This is a genomic window from Maribacter taeanensis, from assembly GCF_047345145.1.
Taxonomy (GTDB): Bacteria; Bacteroidota; Bacteroidia; order Flavobacteriales; family Flavobacteriaceae; genus Maribacter_C.
The window spans coordinates 761,684-775,966 of record NZ_JBLFER010000002.1 but is presented as its reverse complement, the minus strand read 5'-3'; the positions used below and the strand labels follow the sequence as shown (position 1 = coordinate 775,966).

Below are 14,283 nucleotides of genomic sequence, written 5' to 3'. Positions count from 1 at the left end.
ATATTTAAATTAAAACAAAGTTTTCATACATTTAAAAAGATTCTTAAAGTCAATTACAATGAAAAACCAAATTGTTCTGCTTACTTTACTATTTCTTGGCACGCTAAGCGCTCAGACAAAATCGGTCAAAGTTTCACCTCCTCTTTCTGAAGGATCGGCTGAAGAGATGGGTATGTCAACTGAACGTCTTGCTAGTATTGATGCAATGTTCAAAAATGCTCTTGCCGAATGTCAAATTCCGGGTGCCGTTGCTCTTATAGCTCGGAATGGAAAAGTGATTTTTCACAATGCCTATGGAATGTCAAATAATTCTTCTAAAGAAGAAATGAAGAAAGATGCTATTTTCAGAATAGCCTCCCAAACAAAAGCGATTACATCAACTGCTGTGATGATACTTTGGGAAGAAGGCAAATTTCGCCTAGATGACCCAATTTCAAAATACATTCCAGAATTCAGTGAAGCTCAAATCCTTGATACTTTTAATGAATCAGATTCAACATATACCACAAAAGCGGCTGAAAAACAGATAACTATCCGGCATTTGATTACACATACTTCCGGTCTGGGTTATGGAGTCATTGATGGTGATGAGCGGTTTAAAAAATTATACGCTAAAGCAGGAATAACCGATTTATTTACAACTGAGAATATCACAATTGAGGAAAGTGTAAAAAAATTGGCTAAACTTCCTTTGCATCATAATCCTGGAGAGAAATTTACCTACAGCGAAGGACTTGATGTTTTAGGTTATTTTGTTGAAGTTGTATCTGGAATGCCTTTCGACAAATTTTTAAAGACTAGAATTTTTGATCCTTTGAGAATGAATGACACCTGGTTCTATCTTCCGAATGACAAACACAAAAGGTTAGTAACTGTACAAGAAAAAAAGGGAGAGCTATGGACAAAATACCCTACCACATTTTATGATACAGATTACCCAATAAAAGGCGCTAAACGTTTTTTCTCGGGTGGTGCTGGCCTTTCTAGTACTGCAAAAGACTATGCAACTTTTCTCCAGATGTATTTGAATATGGGCGAATTGAATGGCACTCGCCTCTTAAGCCGAACAACAGTTCAAAGCATCATGGGCAATCAAATTGGCGATATTTGGGGCGCTGGCCCAAAACATTATGGTTTGGCTTTTTCAGTATTGAACGATCATGGGCAAGACATAGGTGGGGAGGGAAGTTCAGGAACATTTGACTGGGGAGGTTATTTCAATACACAATATTTCGCTGACCCAAAAGAACAGATTATTGGTATTCTCATGAAACAAACTCAAGGAAATACAGGTGATGAAACCGCATGGAAATTCCGTCAAATGGTTTTTGCCGCAATTGACAACTGATTTAGTTCAAATAAAACATTAACTTATTATATTTCAATTAGTTAAATAAAAAATCAATTAAAACATTATAAATTATGAAAAACTTTATAACACTAGTACTTGTATTTGCTTTTACTTCAATTTATTCTCAAAAAATAAAAGTTGAACAAGGTAGTTTTGATTTTATAGTTGGTCAAAAAGAAGTTAATGTAATTTTTGACTACGATAACATGAAACTGATGAAGGAAAATTTCACGAACGAGGAATACATCACCAAAAGGTCAGCAGATCTTGAGGAAAAAGCAAGAGGGAAAGGAAAAACATGGGAAAAGGCATGGAATTCAAGTCGTGAACTTATCTGGAATCCAAAATTTCTTGAGTTAATCAATAAGTATCTTGGAAAAGACAAAGACATGTATTTTGCCGAAGATCTGCAAGACACAAAGTATACTTTAATTGTAGAAACGGTTTGGCTTTACCCAGGTTGGGATGCAGGTATAATGAAACAGCCAGCTAAAGTAACAACGAATCTAAAGTTTGTAGAAACAGCCAATCATGATACTATCTTATTAGAAATAAACAGCAAGAATGCCCCCGGCGATCAATGGGGCAATAATTATAGTAATGAAAGTAGAGTGGGCGAAGGCTACGCCAAAACTGCCAAGACTTTGGCAAAACTTATTCTAAAAAAAGCTTTTTAGTATAAATATTGCTTAATTAAAATGCAGGTAATATATTTATTACCTGCATTTGATTTTACTCCAACCATGTTATTTAAACTAAAAGCAACTTTTCTCTTTTTAGCTATTGCCTTTTCAGCAAACGCGCAAATTTTCAAGACCGCTTCTGGAAGTCTTGAATCAATTGAAGGAATTGAACGTTACAACGTAATTTTTGAATATGCGGAAAATCTTGAAGTTCCTAAGTACGAATCAGAACATGTTTTTTTAGAATTGTATGGCAAAAAGAAAGATAAAAAAGAAGTAGGTTCAGGCGAAGTCTTCAAAAACCTATGGTTCTCTAATCGAGAAAAATTATTTGAGCCAAAGTTTATTCAAGAATTTAATTTTTTCAATCTAAAAGAAAAGCAGGTTACCATTGCCAAAAATATAACTGATGCGAAGTATACAATTGTAGTCAGAACATCATTAATCGACCCAGGAAATAGTAATTTCTTCTTTAAAAAAGATGCCCGATTAGAGGTTACAATTCAGGTTTACCGATCAGATAATCCGAATGAGATTTTGTATGCAACCGAAATGGTAGATGTGCACAGCCGAGGAGCAAGTAAAAATGATTACGACCGTATTATGTCAGCCTATGCAGAACTGGGGCGTGGACTATCAAAACATTTATCTAGAAAAACTTAAGACTAGCCCGTTGCCTCTTGTTCCATATTTGCGATATGAGCAACCGCTTTTACTAAGCGATGATGATTCTTGACGAAAGGGTTCGTTTCATCCCAAACATAACCTGCTAAAACTGCACAGATTTGTCTTTTAATTTCAGGGTTGCCCTTTTCATGAAAGAAAATAGTCTGTAGATTTCCCGTATACCATTCCTTCACGTAGGTAGAAAATACATCTACTCCACCTTTGATATATTCTGAATATTCAACTTCCCAATCAACAGTTTCGTTGTTTAATTCCCTTGCTATCAATTTGGCAGCTGTGATTGCTGATTCAGTTGCAAATGTTACTCCTGAAGAAAATACTGGGTCTAGAAATTCGGCACTATTCCCAGTTAAAACATAACCCTCTCCGTACATCTGTTTTACAGATTTAGCGATATTTTTTATCATTTTGGGTTCAAACTCATATTCGAGTCCGTCGAAACGGTCAAAATAATAGTCAGAGAGTTTCATCATTTCTTGAAGCTTCTGGGTATTGTCTCCTTCAAAAGATTCTAAATACTCCGTCGGGCCCACATAGCCAATACTGGTATATCCATTGGAAAAGGGAATTACCCACAACCATGTTTCTAGACTTACGATATCAAAAGTAATGATCGTGCCTTCATGGCCTTCCGGACGATTCGTTTCTTTAACATGCGTAAAAATTGAAGAATGTTTTGGTATTTCAGAAGGCGCATCTAGGTCTAATAATCTAGGAAGCACTCTGCCAAAACCACTAGAATCAATAATATATTTTGCGGTTACGGTGGATAAATTTCCATCTATATCTTTAATCGTTGTAGTAGAAATACTTCCCTCGAAATCAACCCCAACGACTTCTTTTTCAAAATCAATGTCCACACCTTTAGACTCAAGGGTATCGGTTAAAGTCTTATCAAAATCAGCTCGAGGTACTTGCCAAGTCCAGTCCCATCCTTCGGTATGTTTTTTACTAAAATCAAAATTGCAGATTTGCCCATCTCGCATGAATCGGGCCCCTCCTTTGATTTCAAATTGTTTTGCATTTAGGGCATCTAAAAGACCTACTTCCTCAAAATGGTGCATACAACGTGGCAACAGGCTTTCCCCGATAACAAAACGCGGAAATTTATTCTTTTCTACCACCTTTATATTTAGGCCTTTTTTATGAAGGTAGCCTGCAGCCACACTTCCTGATGGCCCTGCACCAATAATTAAAACATCAACATTTTCGTTCTTCATAGCTTGAACCAAATTAAATGAATGGAAAGAAATCTAACTTTTAACGGGAATAAAAAATTCTCAACACGACTTCTTGTCTAATTATTATAAATTTGCATACCAAATTAACTATTTTTATTCAGATTTATTGGGAATTCCCAAACATAACCAACTATAAATGCCAGAGATTAAAGGAAAGTTAGGAATAGATGAATTTTACAAAGTTATTTTCAAAGATGAGCCTATTTCTATAGATCAGGCTGTTTTTGATACTGTTCAAGAAAGTTTCGATTTTCTAAAAGAGTTTTCAAAAAATAAAGTCATATACGGAGTAAATACGGGTTTTGGACCCATGGCTCAATATAAAATCAAGGATTCTGAACGAATTCAATTACAATATAATCTTATTCGAAGTCATGCTTCGGGCACAGGTCAACCCATAGCCCCTAAGTATGTGAAATCGGCCATGTTGGCTAGACTAAACACGCTTAGTTTAGGGCATTCGGGGGTTAACAAATCAGTCATCGAAGTGATGACTTCCTTAATTAACAAAGATATTATCCCTCTTATATACGAACATGGAGGGGTTGGTGCTAGCGGTGATTTGGTACAGCTTGCTCATTTGGCACTTGTTCTGATTGGTGAAGGCGAAGTTTTTTATAAAGGAGAACGAACTGGCACAAAGGAAGTTTTCGAAAAAGAAGGAATTACACCAATTGCCGTGGAAATTAGAGAAGGTCTGGCTTTGATAAACGGAACTTCAGTTATGACTGGTATTGGAGTCGTAAATACAATTTATACCCGAAGATTGTTGGAATGGATGATTGCCTGCTCATCAGCCATTAACGAAATCATGGAAGCTTATGATGACCATTTGTCTTTCGAATTGAACTTAACTAAAAAGCACCAAGGGCAACGCGAAATTGCTCGATCAATGCGTAGCCATCTTCGTGATAGCAGCCTAACAAGAAAACGTGAGCATCATTTATACACCAACAATGATGGAGTTAAAGTCTTTGAGGAAAAAGTTCAAGAGTATTACTCTATTCGCTGTGTACCACAAATTCTAGGCCCAGTTTTAGATACCTTGAATGATGTGGAAAGAGTTATGATTGAAGAGGTGAATTCAGCCAATGATAATCCGATTATAGACCTCAAAAAGAAACACGTATACCACGGTGGAAATTTCCACGGCGACTATGTTTCTTTAGAGATGGATAAGTTGAAAATCGTTGTCACCAAGATGAGCATGCTAGCGGAGCGGCAATTAAACTATTTGATGAATTCTAAGTTGAATGATATTCTGCCACCTTTTGTAAATTTAGGAGAATTAGGTTTGAATTTCGGAATGCAAGGAGTTCAATTTACAGCTACTTCAACTACAGCAGAAAATCAAATGTTGTCAAACCCAATGTACGTTCATAGTATTCCGAATAATAACGATAACCAAGATATTGTTAGCATGGGTACTAATGCGGCATTGATTACAAAGCGGGTAATCGAAAATGCTTATGAAGTCATGGCGATTGAAATGATTACCATTGTTCAGGCAATTGAATATCTTAAGGTTCAAGATAAGGTTTCTTCAAAAACCAAAATGATGTACGACGCTGTTCGTAAAATAGTTCCCCCGTTTAAAGAGGATTTAGTAATGTATCCTTTTGTAAATGAAGTAAAGAACTATATTATTAATCATGAAAATAAATAACCGTATGAAATCAAAATTTACCTTTTTATTCGCTTTCGTTTTAGGCTCCTTTTTATGCTTCGGACAAGAGTTAGCTCTTGTGAAAGAAGGCAAGAAGGCAGGATATATAAACAAATCAGGAGAATTTGTAATCTCAACTCAGTTTGACAATGCAAAAAGCTTTTCTGATGGAATGGCCGCAGCCGAAAAAGACAAAAAATGGGGATTTATCAATGCCTCAGGAGAATGGGCAATTCAACCAGAATACGATAAGGCAAAATACTTTAATTCAGGAGTAGCTTTAGTTTTAAAAGATGATATCTGGCAGTATATTGACAAATCAGGAACTCGCATTGAAACTCCTATTTCAGATAAATATTTTGACTTTAATGACGGAGTTGCTTTTTACAGAGCGCAAGACCAAATAGGCTTAATTAGCCCTGATGGAAAAGTTATTTTAGAGCCCACTTACGATGCTATTAAGAAGTTTAGAAATGGGCATGCCAAAGTAAGGTTGAACGACAAATGGGGCATGATTGATAAGACAGGTAAGTTGGTCATTCCTGCAGAATACAAAGAATTGGGTAACGAATGGTCTCCAGCTGGTGTAAACGCACGTAAGGGAGAAGAATTTGGTATCGCATCTGGTGATACCTTTAATGTTATTGACGGAGCCGATAAGGTTTGGGGCTTTAAGGGAGATTCCAAACTAGCCTATGCTAGAAAGGAAAAGAAAATGGGCTTTGTGAATAGCAAAGGAGAATGGGTAATACCACCCACTTACGACAAAGTAAAAGCTTTTGTTGAAGGCTTGGCACCTGTTGCCAACGGAAAAATGTGGGGTTATATCAATGAAAGTGGTGAAATGGTTATCGAAGCGTCTTACAAAGACGCTGAAATCTTTGCTGAAGGAATGGCGCCTGTAAAGGATAAAAAATGGGGTTTTATTGATAAGACTGGTAAATTGATAATTCCTATGGAATATGATATTACTGCCGGATTGGCTTTTATTTCAGGAAGAAATTCAAAAGGTTTCTTGAATGGTTTAGCTCGGGTTAAATCAAAGAAAGGATGGGGTTTTCTTGACAAAACAGGAAAACTACTAGGTGACAAATGGTTTGAAAATGCGGAGCCTTTTGAATCTGTAAAATAACAACTGTAGAAAATTACATGTCAGAAAAGATAGAAAAGAAAAAATGTGCACTAGTGACTGGTGGTTCAAGAGGTATCGGAAGAGCGGTATGCATCCAACTGGCGAAAGATTCCGATTATCACATCCTCATTAATTACAATAGTAATAAAGAGGCTGCCCTTGAGACCTTGAAAGAAGTTAAAGACGCAGGAGCAACCGGAGAAATCATGCAATTCAATGTTGTTGATTCAGAAGCTGTAAAATCGGCCTTGACAACTTGGGAGGAAGCCAACCCCAATGCCATAGTTGAAGCCTTAGTCAATAATGCAGGCATCACTAAAGACGGACTTTTCATGTGGATGCCAAAGGAAGATTGGTCTTCAGTTATTAATACAAGCCTTAATGGTTTCTTTAATGTCACCAATCATTTGATTCAAAAGTTGTTGGTGAATAAATATGGCCGAATTGTAAATATGGTTTCCGTTTCCGGATTAAAGGGAACACCAGGCCAAACCAATTATTCTGCCGCAAAAGGTGCAGTTATTGCAGCAACTAAAGCACTTGCACAAGAAGTTGCAAAAAGAAACGTTACTGTAAATGCCGTTGCACCAGGTTTTATAAAAACGGACATGACCAGCGAACTCAATGAGAAGGAACTCAAAGCGATGATTCCTGCAAATAGATTCGGTGAAGCTGAGGAAGTCGCTCATGCAGTTTCTTTTTTGGTTTCAAAAAAGGCATCGTACATAACTGGTGAAACTATAAACATCAACGGCGGTATTTATTCGTAGAATTATACTTCAGAAGAAGGGGCATGAAAAGAGTTGTTATCACAGGAATGGGTATTTATTCTTGTATAGGTAAAAACCTAGACGAGGTTAAAGATTCGTTATATCAAGGTAAATCTGGAATTATATTTGACCAAAATCGAGTTGATTTTGGATATCGTTCTGCGTATACCGGAATGGTAGAAGAACCGAACTTAAAACCATTTCTCTCAAGAAGACAACGTTTAAGTTTAGGCGAAGAAGCAGCTTATGCCTATACGGCAACCAGAGAGGCTCTTGAAAATGCAAAAATCGACCAAGCGTTTTTAGACGAAAATGAAATTGGTATCATCTACGGAAATGATAGCACCGCAAAATCAACGGTAGATTCAGTTGATAAAATCAAGGAAAAAGGGGATACGACACTAGTTGGGTCCGGAGCTGTTTTCAAAGCGATGAATTCAACTGTTACCATGAACCTTTCCACTATATTCAAATTGAAAGGTGTAAACTTTACAATTAGTGCCGCTTGCGCTAGTGGTTCACATTCAATTGGCACGGCGTATCATTTAATAAAAAGTGGATTACAAGATTGTATCATTGCTGGTGGAGCTCAAGAAATAAATACAATAGCAATGGCCTCTTTTGATGGCCTTGGTGTTTTTGCTACAGGTGGCAAAGACGCTACGGAAGCCTCAAGACCTTTCGATACGCAACGAAATGGTCTAGTACCTAGTGGTGGTGCCGCTACTGTGATATTAGAAAGTTATGAATCGGCAGTAAAAAGAGGAGCACCTATTTTAGGTGAAATCATCGGCTACGGATTTTCTTCTAACGGAGACCATATTTCAACGCCCAATGTGGACGGCCCTTCTCGTGCCATGAAAAAGGCATTAGAACAAGCCAATATTGAAGCGGCGGCAATTGATTACGTAAATGCACATGCCACGTCTACCCCTGTTGGTGATGGTAATGAAGCAAAGGCTATTTTTGAGGTTTTTGGAGCTTCAAATCCGCCGGTAAGTTCAACCAAATCAATGACGGGCCACGAGTGCTGGATGGCCGGAGCGAGCGAAGTAGTTTATTCCATGTTAATGATGCAAAATTCTTTTGTTGCCCCCAACATAAACCTTGAAAACCCTGACGAGGACTCGAAAAAATTAAACCTTGTTAAGAAAACCTTAAATAAAAAAATTGACGTATTTTTGTCCAATTCTTTTGGATTTGGCGGCACCAATTCAGCCCTAATTATTAAAAGTGTTCTCTAGCTATGAACAAAGAAGTTATAATAGAAAAAATTGACGATTTCCTCATAGATGAATTTGAAGTTGAGGAAGATGACATCGCCCCCGATGCAAATCTAAAAGAGACCTTAGGTCTTGATAGCTTAGATTTTGTTGATTTAGTAGTTGCGGTCGAAAGTAATTTTGGCGTAAAGCTAGTTGGTGAAGATTTTGTAAACGTCATTACACTTCAAAACTTTTATGACCTCATAGAGCGAAAAGTAAGTTAAACTCCTTCAAAACCTAAGCTATGGCAACGGAATGGGAAGGTAAATCTCGAGGCACCCTTTTAGGATATAAAATTTACATCTTCTTTCTTCGGAATTTCGGTATTGGGGCTTCTTATTTTATTCTCCGCTTCGTCATTTTTTACTACGTTCTTTTTTCTCCAAAAAGCAATCGTGATATCTATGCCTATTTTAGAAAAAGACATAGATTCTCTAGGTGGAAAAGTTTTCTAAATATTTATAGAAGTTACTATACTTTCGGCCAAACACTTACTGATAAGGTAGCTATTTCAATAGGCCAACGCAATAAATTCACATATACCCACGACGGTATTGAACACATTGATAATCTGTTGCAAAAAAATCAAGGTGGTATCTTAATTAGTGGACATATCGGTAACTTCGAGATTTCACATTACTTTTTAGAAGACCGCTATTCCCTCTCCAAAATAAGCATGGTTACTACCATGGCCGAACATGAAAATATTCAAGAATATATGGAGCAAATTTCAGACAAATCGCATCTGAAATTCATCGTAGTAAAAGACGACATGTCCCATATTTTTGAAATACATAAGGCCATCGATGAAGGTGGTTTGGTTGTTTTCACTGGCGATAGATATATGCCTGGTAGCAAAGTGCTAAACGAAGATTTTTTAGGAACTGAAGCTAGTTTCCCAATGGGACCTTATTTGCTAGCATCTCGTCTTAACATGCCCGTTTTATTTGTATATTTTATGAAGGGAGAAAAACGGCATTACGACCTTTATGCGAGAACGGCAGAATTTAAAGCTCGCGATGCGCAAGGGCTTCTGAGAGAATACACCCAAAGCATGGAGTGGATTTTAAAGAAATACCCCTTACAATGGTTTAATTATTACGACTTTTGGAAAGATAGAGAAGAAAAATGAAGGAAGTTTTAGTCGTTTACTATTCGCAAACCGGGCAACTATTTGATATTGTCAAAAACCTTGTTTCGACTATTGAAGATGCTTCAGTAAACATCAACTATTACGAAATTATTCCTGAAAAGCCTTATGGTTTTCCATGGAATAAGAATGAATTTTTTGATGCTTTTCCCGAATCTTTTTTGCAGATTCCTGTTGCTTTTATTCCTCCTTCCGGAGAAATTCTAAATAAGAAATATGACTTGGTTATATTGGGTCATCAGGTCTGGTATCTTACGCCATCAATCCCTTTAAACTCTTTTTTAAAATCCGATTACGGAAAAAAACTTTTAAAAGACACACCTGTCGTTACGGTCATAGGCGCAAGAAATATGTGGATTATGGCGCAGGAAAAACTTAAGCGTCTTTTGAAGGATTGTGGTGCAAATTTAGTGGGTAATGTTGCACTTGTAGACCGCCATATCAATCATATCAGTGTAATTACCATTGTGCATTGGATGATGAAAGGGAAAAAAGATAAAATGTGGGGTATTTTTCCGAAACCCGGAGTTTCACAAGAAGACATTATAAATGCATCTAAGTTCGGAAAGCCCATAAAAAATGCCTTGTTAGAAAACGAATTTTCAAATTTACAAGACAATCTTCTGAAACTAAATGCAGTAATTATAAAACCATTCTTGGTTTTGGCAGATTCTCGAGCAAACATATTGTTCTCAAAATGGGCCAACCTCATTATCAAAAAAGGACCGGCTGGAGACCCAAAACGAAAAAAATGGTTGAAACTATTTAATTATTACTTGTTATTTGCCATATGGGTAATTGCTCCCATTGTTTTTATTGTATTTTTGTTGACTTATATCCCTATGTATAAGAAAATGAACAGAGACAAAGCCTATTTTGCTTCTGTTGATTTAAAGTAGAGTTAATGAAAGACGTTTACATAAACCGAATTGCCAAGTTTCTACCAAATGATGCTGTTGAAAATGAGCAGATTGAAGAGCGATTGGGCTTTATCAATGGAAAACCTTCTCGCGCGAAGAACATTGTACTCCGCAGTAATCAGATAAAAAGTAGGCACTATGCCATCGATAAAAAGGGTAACGTAACTCACAATAATACCCAACTTACCACCGAAGCAATAAAGCTTCTTTGCGATGCTGATTTTAAACTTGACGATATTGAATTGCTTTCGTGTGGAACTTCTACTCCTGACCAATTATTACCAGCTCATGCTTCTATGGTTCATGGTATATTGAAAGGTGGAAATATGGAAGTGAATACCGTTTCTGGAGTTTGCTGTGCAGGAATGAACGCCTTAAAGTACGCCTATCTTTCGGTGATGACTGAGCAGGTTTCAAATGCCGTTTGTACAGGTTCAGAACGAGTATCTACCTGGATTCAGTCCACAGCATATGAAAATGAAATAGCTCACCTTGGTGATTTAGAAAGCAACCCCATATTAGCTTTTAATAAAGATTTTTTACGTTGGATGCTTTCCGATGGAGCCGGAGCTATGCTTCTAGAAAACGCACCAAAAGGAGATTTGTCTTTGAAAATCGAATGGATGGAAGGTTTCTCTTACGCCTACGAAATGGAAACTTGTATGTACGCTGGTGGTGAAAAGAAAGCTGACGGAAGCATGAAACCTTGGAGTGAATTCTCCACTGAACAATGGGGCAAAGAATCGGTTTTCTCTATCAAACAAGACACTAAATTATTAGGAGATAATATTCTTGTAAAAGGAGTTGATAGTCTCAAAAAAGCCATCACAAAAAATGGTATAAAAGCTGACGATATTACCTACTATTTACCACATATTTCGTCGTATTTTTTCAAAGACGGACTATACAAAGAAATGGAAAAACAGGGGGTTCATATTCCCTTTGAAAGATGGTTCTTGAATCTTGAGAGGGTTGGAAATATGGGGTCTGCTTCCATTTATGTGATGCTAGAAGAACTTTTCGCTTCCGGGAATCTTAAAAAAGGAGATACAATTCTACTATCCGTTCCTGAGAGTGCTCGTTTTTCGTATACGTATGCATATTTAACCGTATGCTAAATGAATTTGCTTGAGAAAGAAATAACGGACGCTGATTTTCTAGGTTCTCTCATCCCACAGAAAAAACCTTTCGTAATGGTAGATAAGCTCCTCCATTATTCCGAAAAAGATATTGTCTCAGGTTTTATGATTTCCGAAGAAAACATCTTTGTAAAAGAAAATCAATTTGGAGAACCTGGTCTTATTGAAAATATGGCGCAGACCATAGCACTTCACACAGGATATAAATACTTTTTAGAACAAAAACCTGCCCCCACTGGTTATATCGGAGCTATCAAAAAAGCAGAAATTTTTAAGCTTCCCTCGGTATCTCAAGAATTAAAAACCTCCGTAGAAATATTGCATGATATCATGGGCGTAACGCTAATTCAAGCAGTAGTGGAATGTGATGGAAAGGTGATAGCAAAAAGTGAAATGAAAACGGCTTTAGCGCAATAAGATGAGAAAACCGCGCTACGACATCAATATCGAGAATTTTCTACCACATCGACCTCCCATGTTGATGGAATGTAAAACTCCTTACCTTGATGCCGAGTCGGTTGAAACTCATTTTAAAATTACTGAAGCATCCATTTTCACAGATAAGAAAGGGCTATTTTCTGAACCGGGACTCATTGAAACAGCTGCACAAGCCTGTTCGGCTATAACCGGACAAGACTTTTTTGAAGATGACGATTTGGAAGGCGTAGGCAACAAAGTAGTCGGGTATATTAGTGCTATAAAAAAGGTTGAAATCTTTCTACTTCCAAAAGTGGGAGATACCCTGATAACCAAGGCCAAATTGATTTCTAGATTCGACACTGGTGAAATAAGCATGTGTACTATCGAGTCTTCTTCATACCGAAACGATGATATCGTCATAAATTGTACCTTTAATTTTCTAATTCATGAGGTATAGCAATGAAGACAAACGAAGTACCACAAGACAAAAGTCATTTAGAATCGGTTAGCAGAGAGGTATACTATGCCGTAGATGAGAATGGCAAGTACACCAAAGCGCTAAGTTCAGGTTGGGATGCAAAAACCATTGCATTGGATAATACTTTGGATGAAATCAAAAGACGTATTGAGGATGCTAAAACGCGTGTTTTAGAAAATAAAACGAGTCCTATCGAATATTATATGGAGCTTCATAAAATGGATTTACAAGTGCTCTCTAGTTACGCAGGCATGTGGCAATGGCGCGTGAAACGACATTTCAAACCTTCCATTTTCAAAAAATTATCTACGAAGACTTTACAAAAATATGCTGATGTGTTTGAGATTACCATTGATGAATTAAAGTATATTCCGTCATAACCTATGAAAATAGATTTCACACATAACCAATCTGCTCATTGTGAGAATGGTGTAGTCTCGAACCTCATGGGCTATAATGGATTTGAAGTAAGTGAACCTATGGTTTTTGGTATTGGTTCAGGATTGCTCTACTGTTATATTCCTTTTCTTATGGTGAATCACGCACCAGCCATAACCTACCGTGCCATGCCAGGTTTTATTTTCAAGCGCTTTGCAAAACGGGTAGGTATAAAAATAAAAAGGGAAAAATTTAGTAATAAAACCCAAGCAAAAGCTAGGCTTGATGAGAATTTAAAAAAGAACAACCCCGTTGGTTTGCAAGTGGGCGTTTACGGGCTTGTATATTTCCCTGATGAGTATCGTTTTCATTTCAATGCCCATAATTTAGTGGTGTACGGAAAAGAAAACGACACATATCTGATAAGTGACCCTGTAATGGAAAACGTCACCACACTCACTGAAAAGGAGCTAGAAAAAGTCCGTTTTGCTAAGGGAGCTTTTGCTCCGAAAGGGCATATGTACTATCCGATAGAATTTCCAAAGGAGCTAAAACTTGAAAAAGCTATTGTAAAAGGCATCAAACATACCTGTCGAGATATGCTGGCACCAGTTCCCTTTGTGGGGGCAAAAGGCATTCGAAAGATTGCGGGTTTAATTCGCAAATGGCCTAAAAAGAAGGGAACAAAAGTAGCCAATCACTATCTAGGGCAAGTGGTTCGTATGCAAGAAGAAATTGGCACTGGCGGTGGTGGTTTCAGATATATTTATGCCGCATTTCTTCAGGAATCAAGTACGATTTTAAAGAATGAACGCCTGTCTGAACTTTCAAAGGAAATGACACAAATCGGAGATTTATGGCGTGATTTTGCAGTGGATGCCTCTAGAATTTACAAAAATCGAAGTGCCAAAACGGATGGGTACAACAATGTTGCCGACCAACTGGAGCATATTTCAAACTTGGAAGAAGCATTTTTTAAGAAGTTGAAAAAGGCCATATAATA

The 14,283-nt window shown here is 37.2% G+C and carries 16 protein-coding genes; 15 read left to right on the top strand and 1 reads right to left on the bottom strand.

Going from position 1 to position 14,283, the window contains the following annotated elements:
- Positions 1–58 precede the first annotated feature (58 nt).
- The 3 genes from ACKWCD_RS09335 (at position 59) to ACKWCD_RS09325 (ending at position 2,697) form a co-directional block, all read left to right on the top strand.
- Entirely contained in the window at positions 59–1,348 is a 1,290-nt protein-coding gene (locus ACKWCD_RS09335; protein WP_413983674.1) for a serine hydrolase domain-containing protein, read from the top strand.
- A 74-nt stretch (positions 1,349–1,422) separates the two neighbouring features.
- Complete coding sequence (locus ACKWCD_RS09330) at positions 1,423–2,028, top strand: hypothetical protein (RefSeq protein WP_413983673.1); 606 nt, start codon at positions 1,423–1,425, stop codon at positions 2,026–2,028.
- 21 nt (positions 2,029–2,049) lie between these two features.
- Positions 2,050–2,697: a hypothetical protein gene (locus ACKWCD_RS09325; protein ID WP_413983672.1), complete on the top strand. Its 648-nt coding sequence runs from the start codon at positions 2,050–2,052 to the stop codon at positions 2,695–2,697.
- 2 nt (positions 2,698–2,699) lie between these two features.
- Here ACKWCD_RS09325 and ACKWCD_RS09320 read toward each other — a convergent pair whose 3' ends face one another.
- Positions 2,700–3,941 carry an NAD(P)/FAD-dependent oxidoreductase gene (locus ACKWCD_RS09320; protein WP_413983671.1) on the bottom strand — a complete coding sequence of 414 codons (1,242 nt, stop codon included), beginning with the start codon at positions 3,939–3,941 and terminating at the stop codon, positions 2,700–2,702.
- Between the two features lie 157 nt (positions 3,942–4,098).
- Here ACKWCD_RS09320 and flxA point away from each other — a divergent pair, with 157 nt between their 5' ends.
- From flxA to darH, 12 genes are read left to right on the top strand one after another with little or no spacing between them, the layout of a single operon-like run.
- Complete coding sequence (flxA, locus tag ACKWCD_RS09315) at positions 4,099–5,628, top strand: flexirubin biosynthesis tyrosine ammonia-lyase FlxA (protein ID WP_413983670.1); 1,530 nt, start codon at positions 4,099–4,101, stop codon at positions 5,626–5,628.
- A 4-nt stretch (positions 5,629–5,632) separates the two neighbouring features.
- Positions 5,633–6,760, top strand: coding sequence for a WG repeat-containing protein (locus ACKWCD_RS09310; protein WP_413983669.1), 1,128 nt, complete (start codon positions 5,633–5,635; stop codon positions 6,758–6,760).
- A gap of 17 nt (positions 6,761–6,777) precedes the next feature.
- On the top strand, positions 6,778–7,530 hold the full coding sequence (flxB, locus tag ACKWCD_RS09305; protein ID WP_413983668.1) for a flexirubin biosynthesis SDR family reductase FlxB: 753 nt from the start codon (positions 6,778–6,780) through the stop codon (positions 7,528–7,530).
- Between the two features lie 23 nt (positions 7,531–7,553).
- Entirely contained in the window at positions 7,554–8,774 is a 1,221-nt protein-coding gene (locus tag ACKWCD_RS09300; RefSeq protein WP_413983667.1) for a beta-ketoacyl-[acyl-carrier-protein] synthase family protein, read from the top strand.
- Positions 8,775–8,776: 2 nt separating this feature from the next.
- Positions 8,777–9,019, top strand: coding sequence for a phosphopantetheine-binding protein (locus ACKWCD_RS09295; protein ID WP_413983666.1), 243 nt, complete (start codon positions 8,777–8,779; stop codon positions 9,017–9,019).
- Positions 9,020–9,039: 20 nt separating this feature from the next.
- Positions 9,040–9,927: an LpxL/LpxP family acyltransferase gene (locus ACKWCD_RS09290; RefSeq protein WP_413983665.1), complete on the top strand. Its 888-nt coding sequence runs from the start codon at positions 9,040–9,042 to the stop codon at positions 9,925–9,927.
- The gene (locus tag ACKWCD_RS09285) at positions 9,924–10,844 is read left to right on the top strand and encodes an NADPH-dependent FMN reductase family protein (protein ID WP_413983664.1); all 921 of its coding nucleotides are present in this window, start codon (positions 9,924–9,926) and stop codon (positions 10,842–10,844) included. The genes ACKWCD_RS09290 and ACKWCD_RS09285 overlap by 4 nt, the downstream gene beginning before the upstream one ends.
- A gap of 5 nt (positions 10,845–10,849) precedes the next feature.
- On the top strand, positions 10,850–11,983 hold the full coding sequence (gene darB, locus ACKWCD_RS09280) for a dialkylresorcinol biosynthesis protein DarB (RefSeq protein ID WP_413983663.1): 1,134 nt from the start codon (positions 10,850–10,852) through the stop codon (positions 11,981–11,983).
- Complete coding sequence (locus ACKWCD_RS09275) at positions 11,984–12,421, top strand: hypothetical protein (RefSeq protein ID WP_413983662.1); 438 nt, start codon at positions 11,984–11,986, stop codon at positions 12,419–12,421. It begins immediately after the preceding gene.
- Position 12,422: 1 nt separating this feature from the next.
- A complete protein-coding gene (locus ACKWCD_RS09270; RefSeq protein ID WP_413983661.1) occupies positions 12,423–12,881 on the top strand; it encodes an ABC transporter permease in 459 nt (152 codons plus the stop codon).
- Positions 12,882–12,883: 2 nt separating this feature from the next.
- Positions 12,884–13,282: a flexirubin biosynthesis protein DarG gene (DarG, locus tag ACKWCD_RS09265; protein ID WP_413983660.1), complete on the top strand. Its 399-nt coding sequence runs from the start codon at positions 12,884–12,886 to the stop codon at positions 13,280–13,282.
- Between the two features lie 3 nt (positions 13,283–13,285).
- Positions 13,286–14,281: a BtrH-related acyltransferase DarH gene (gene darH / locus ACKWCD_RS09260; protein ID WP_413983659.1), complete on the top strand. Its 996-nt coding sequence runs from the start codon at positions 13,286–13,288 to the stop codon at positions 14,279–14,281.
- The last annotated feature ends 2 nt before the right edge of the window (positions 14,282–14,283 follow it).

Excerpts from the sequence above, each read along its gene's own strand:
- ACKWCD_RS09325 (WP_413983672.1), top strand. The coding sequence starts at position 2,050 with ATGCAGGTAATATATTTATTACCTGCATTTGATTTTACTCCAACCATG.
- flxB (WP_413983668.1), top strand. The coding sequence starts at position 6,778 with ATGTCAGAAAAGATAGAAAAGAAAAAATGTGCACTAGTGACTGGTGGT.
- ACKWCD_RS09335 (WP_413983674.1), top strand. The coding sequence starts at position 59 with ATGAAAAACCAAATTGTTCTGCTTACTTTACTATTTCTTGGCACGCTA.
- flxA (WP_413983670.1), top strand. The coding sequence starts at position 4,099 with ATGCCAGAGATTAAAGGAAAGTTAGGAATAGATGAATTTTACAAAGTT.
- ACKWCD_RS09300 (WP_413983667.1), top strand. The coding sequence starts at position 7,554 with ATGAAAAGAGTTGTTATCACAGGAATGGGTATTTATTCTTGTATAGGT.
- ACKWCD_RS09290 (WP_413983665.1), top strand. The coding sequence starts at position 9,040 with ATGGCAACGGAATGGGAAGGTAAATCTCGAGGCACCCTTTTAGGATAT.
- ACKWCD_RS09320 (WP_413983671.1), bottom strand. The coding sequence starts at position 3,941 with ATGAAGAACGAAAATGTTGATGTTTTAATTATTGGTGCAGGGCCATCA.
- ACKWCD_RS09275 (WP_413983662.1), top strand. The coding sequence starts at position 11,984 with ATGAATTTGCTTGAGAAAGAAATAACGGACGCTGATTTTCTAGGTTCT.
- ACKWCD_RS09285 (WP_413983664.1), top strand. The coding sequence starts at position 9,924 with ATGAAGGAAGTTTTAGTCGTTTACTATTCGCAAACCGGGCAACTATTT.
- darH (WP_413983659.1), top strand. The coding sequence starts at position 13,286 with ATGAAAATAGATTTCACACATAACCAATCTGCTCATTGTGAGAATGGT.
- darB (WP_413983663.1), top strand. The coding sequence starts at position 10,850 with ATGAAAGACGTTTACATAAACCGAATTGCCAAGTTTCTACCAAATGAT.
- ACKWCD_RS09270 (WP_413983661.1), top strand. The coding sequence starts at position 12,423 with ATGAGAAAACCGCGCTACGACATCAATATCGAGAATTTTCTACCACAT.
- ACKWCD_RS09330 (WP_413983673.1), top strand. The coding sequence starts at position 1,423 with ATGAAAAACTTTATAACACTAGTACTTGTATTTGCTTTTACTTCAATT.
- ACKWCD_RS09295 (WP_413983666.1), top strand. The coding sequence starts at position 8,777 with ATGAACAAAGAAGTTATAATAGAAAAAATTGACGATTTCCTCATAGAT.
- DarG (WP_413983660.1), top strand. The coding sequence starts at position 12,884 with ATGAAGACAAACGAAGTACCACAAGACAAAAGTCATTTAGAATCGGTT.
- ACKWCD_RS09310 (WP_413983669.1), top strand. The coding sequence starts at position 5,633 with ATGAAATCAAAATTTACCTTTTTATTCGCTTTCGTTTTAGGCTCCTTT.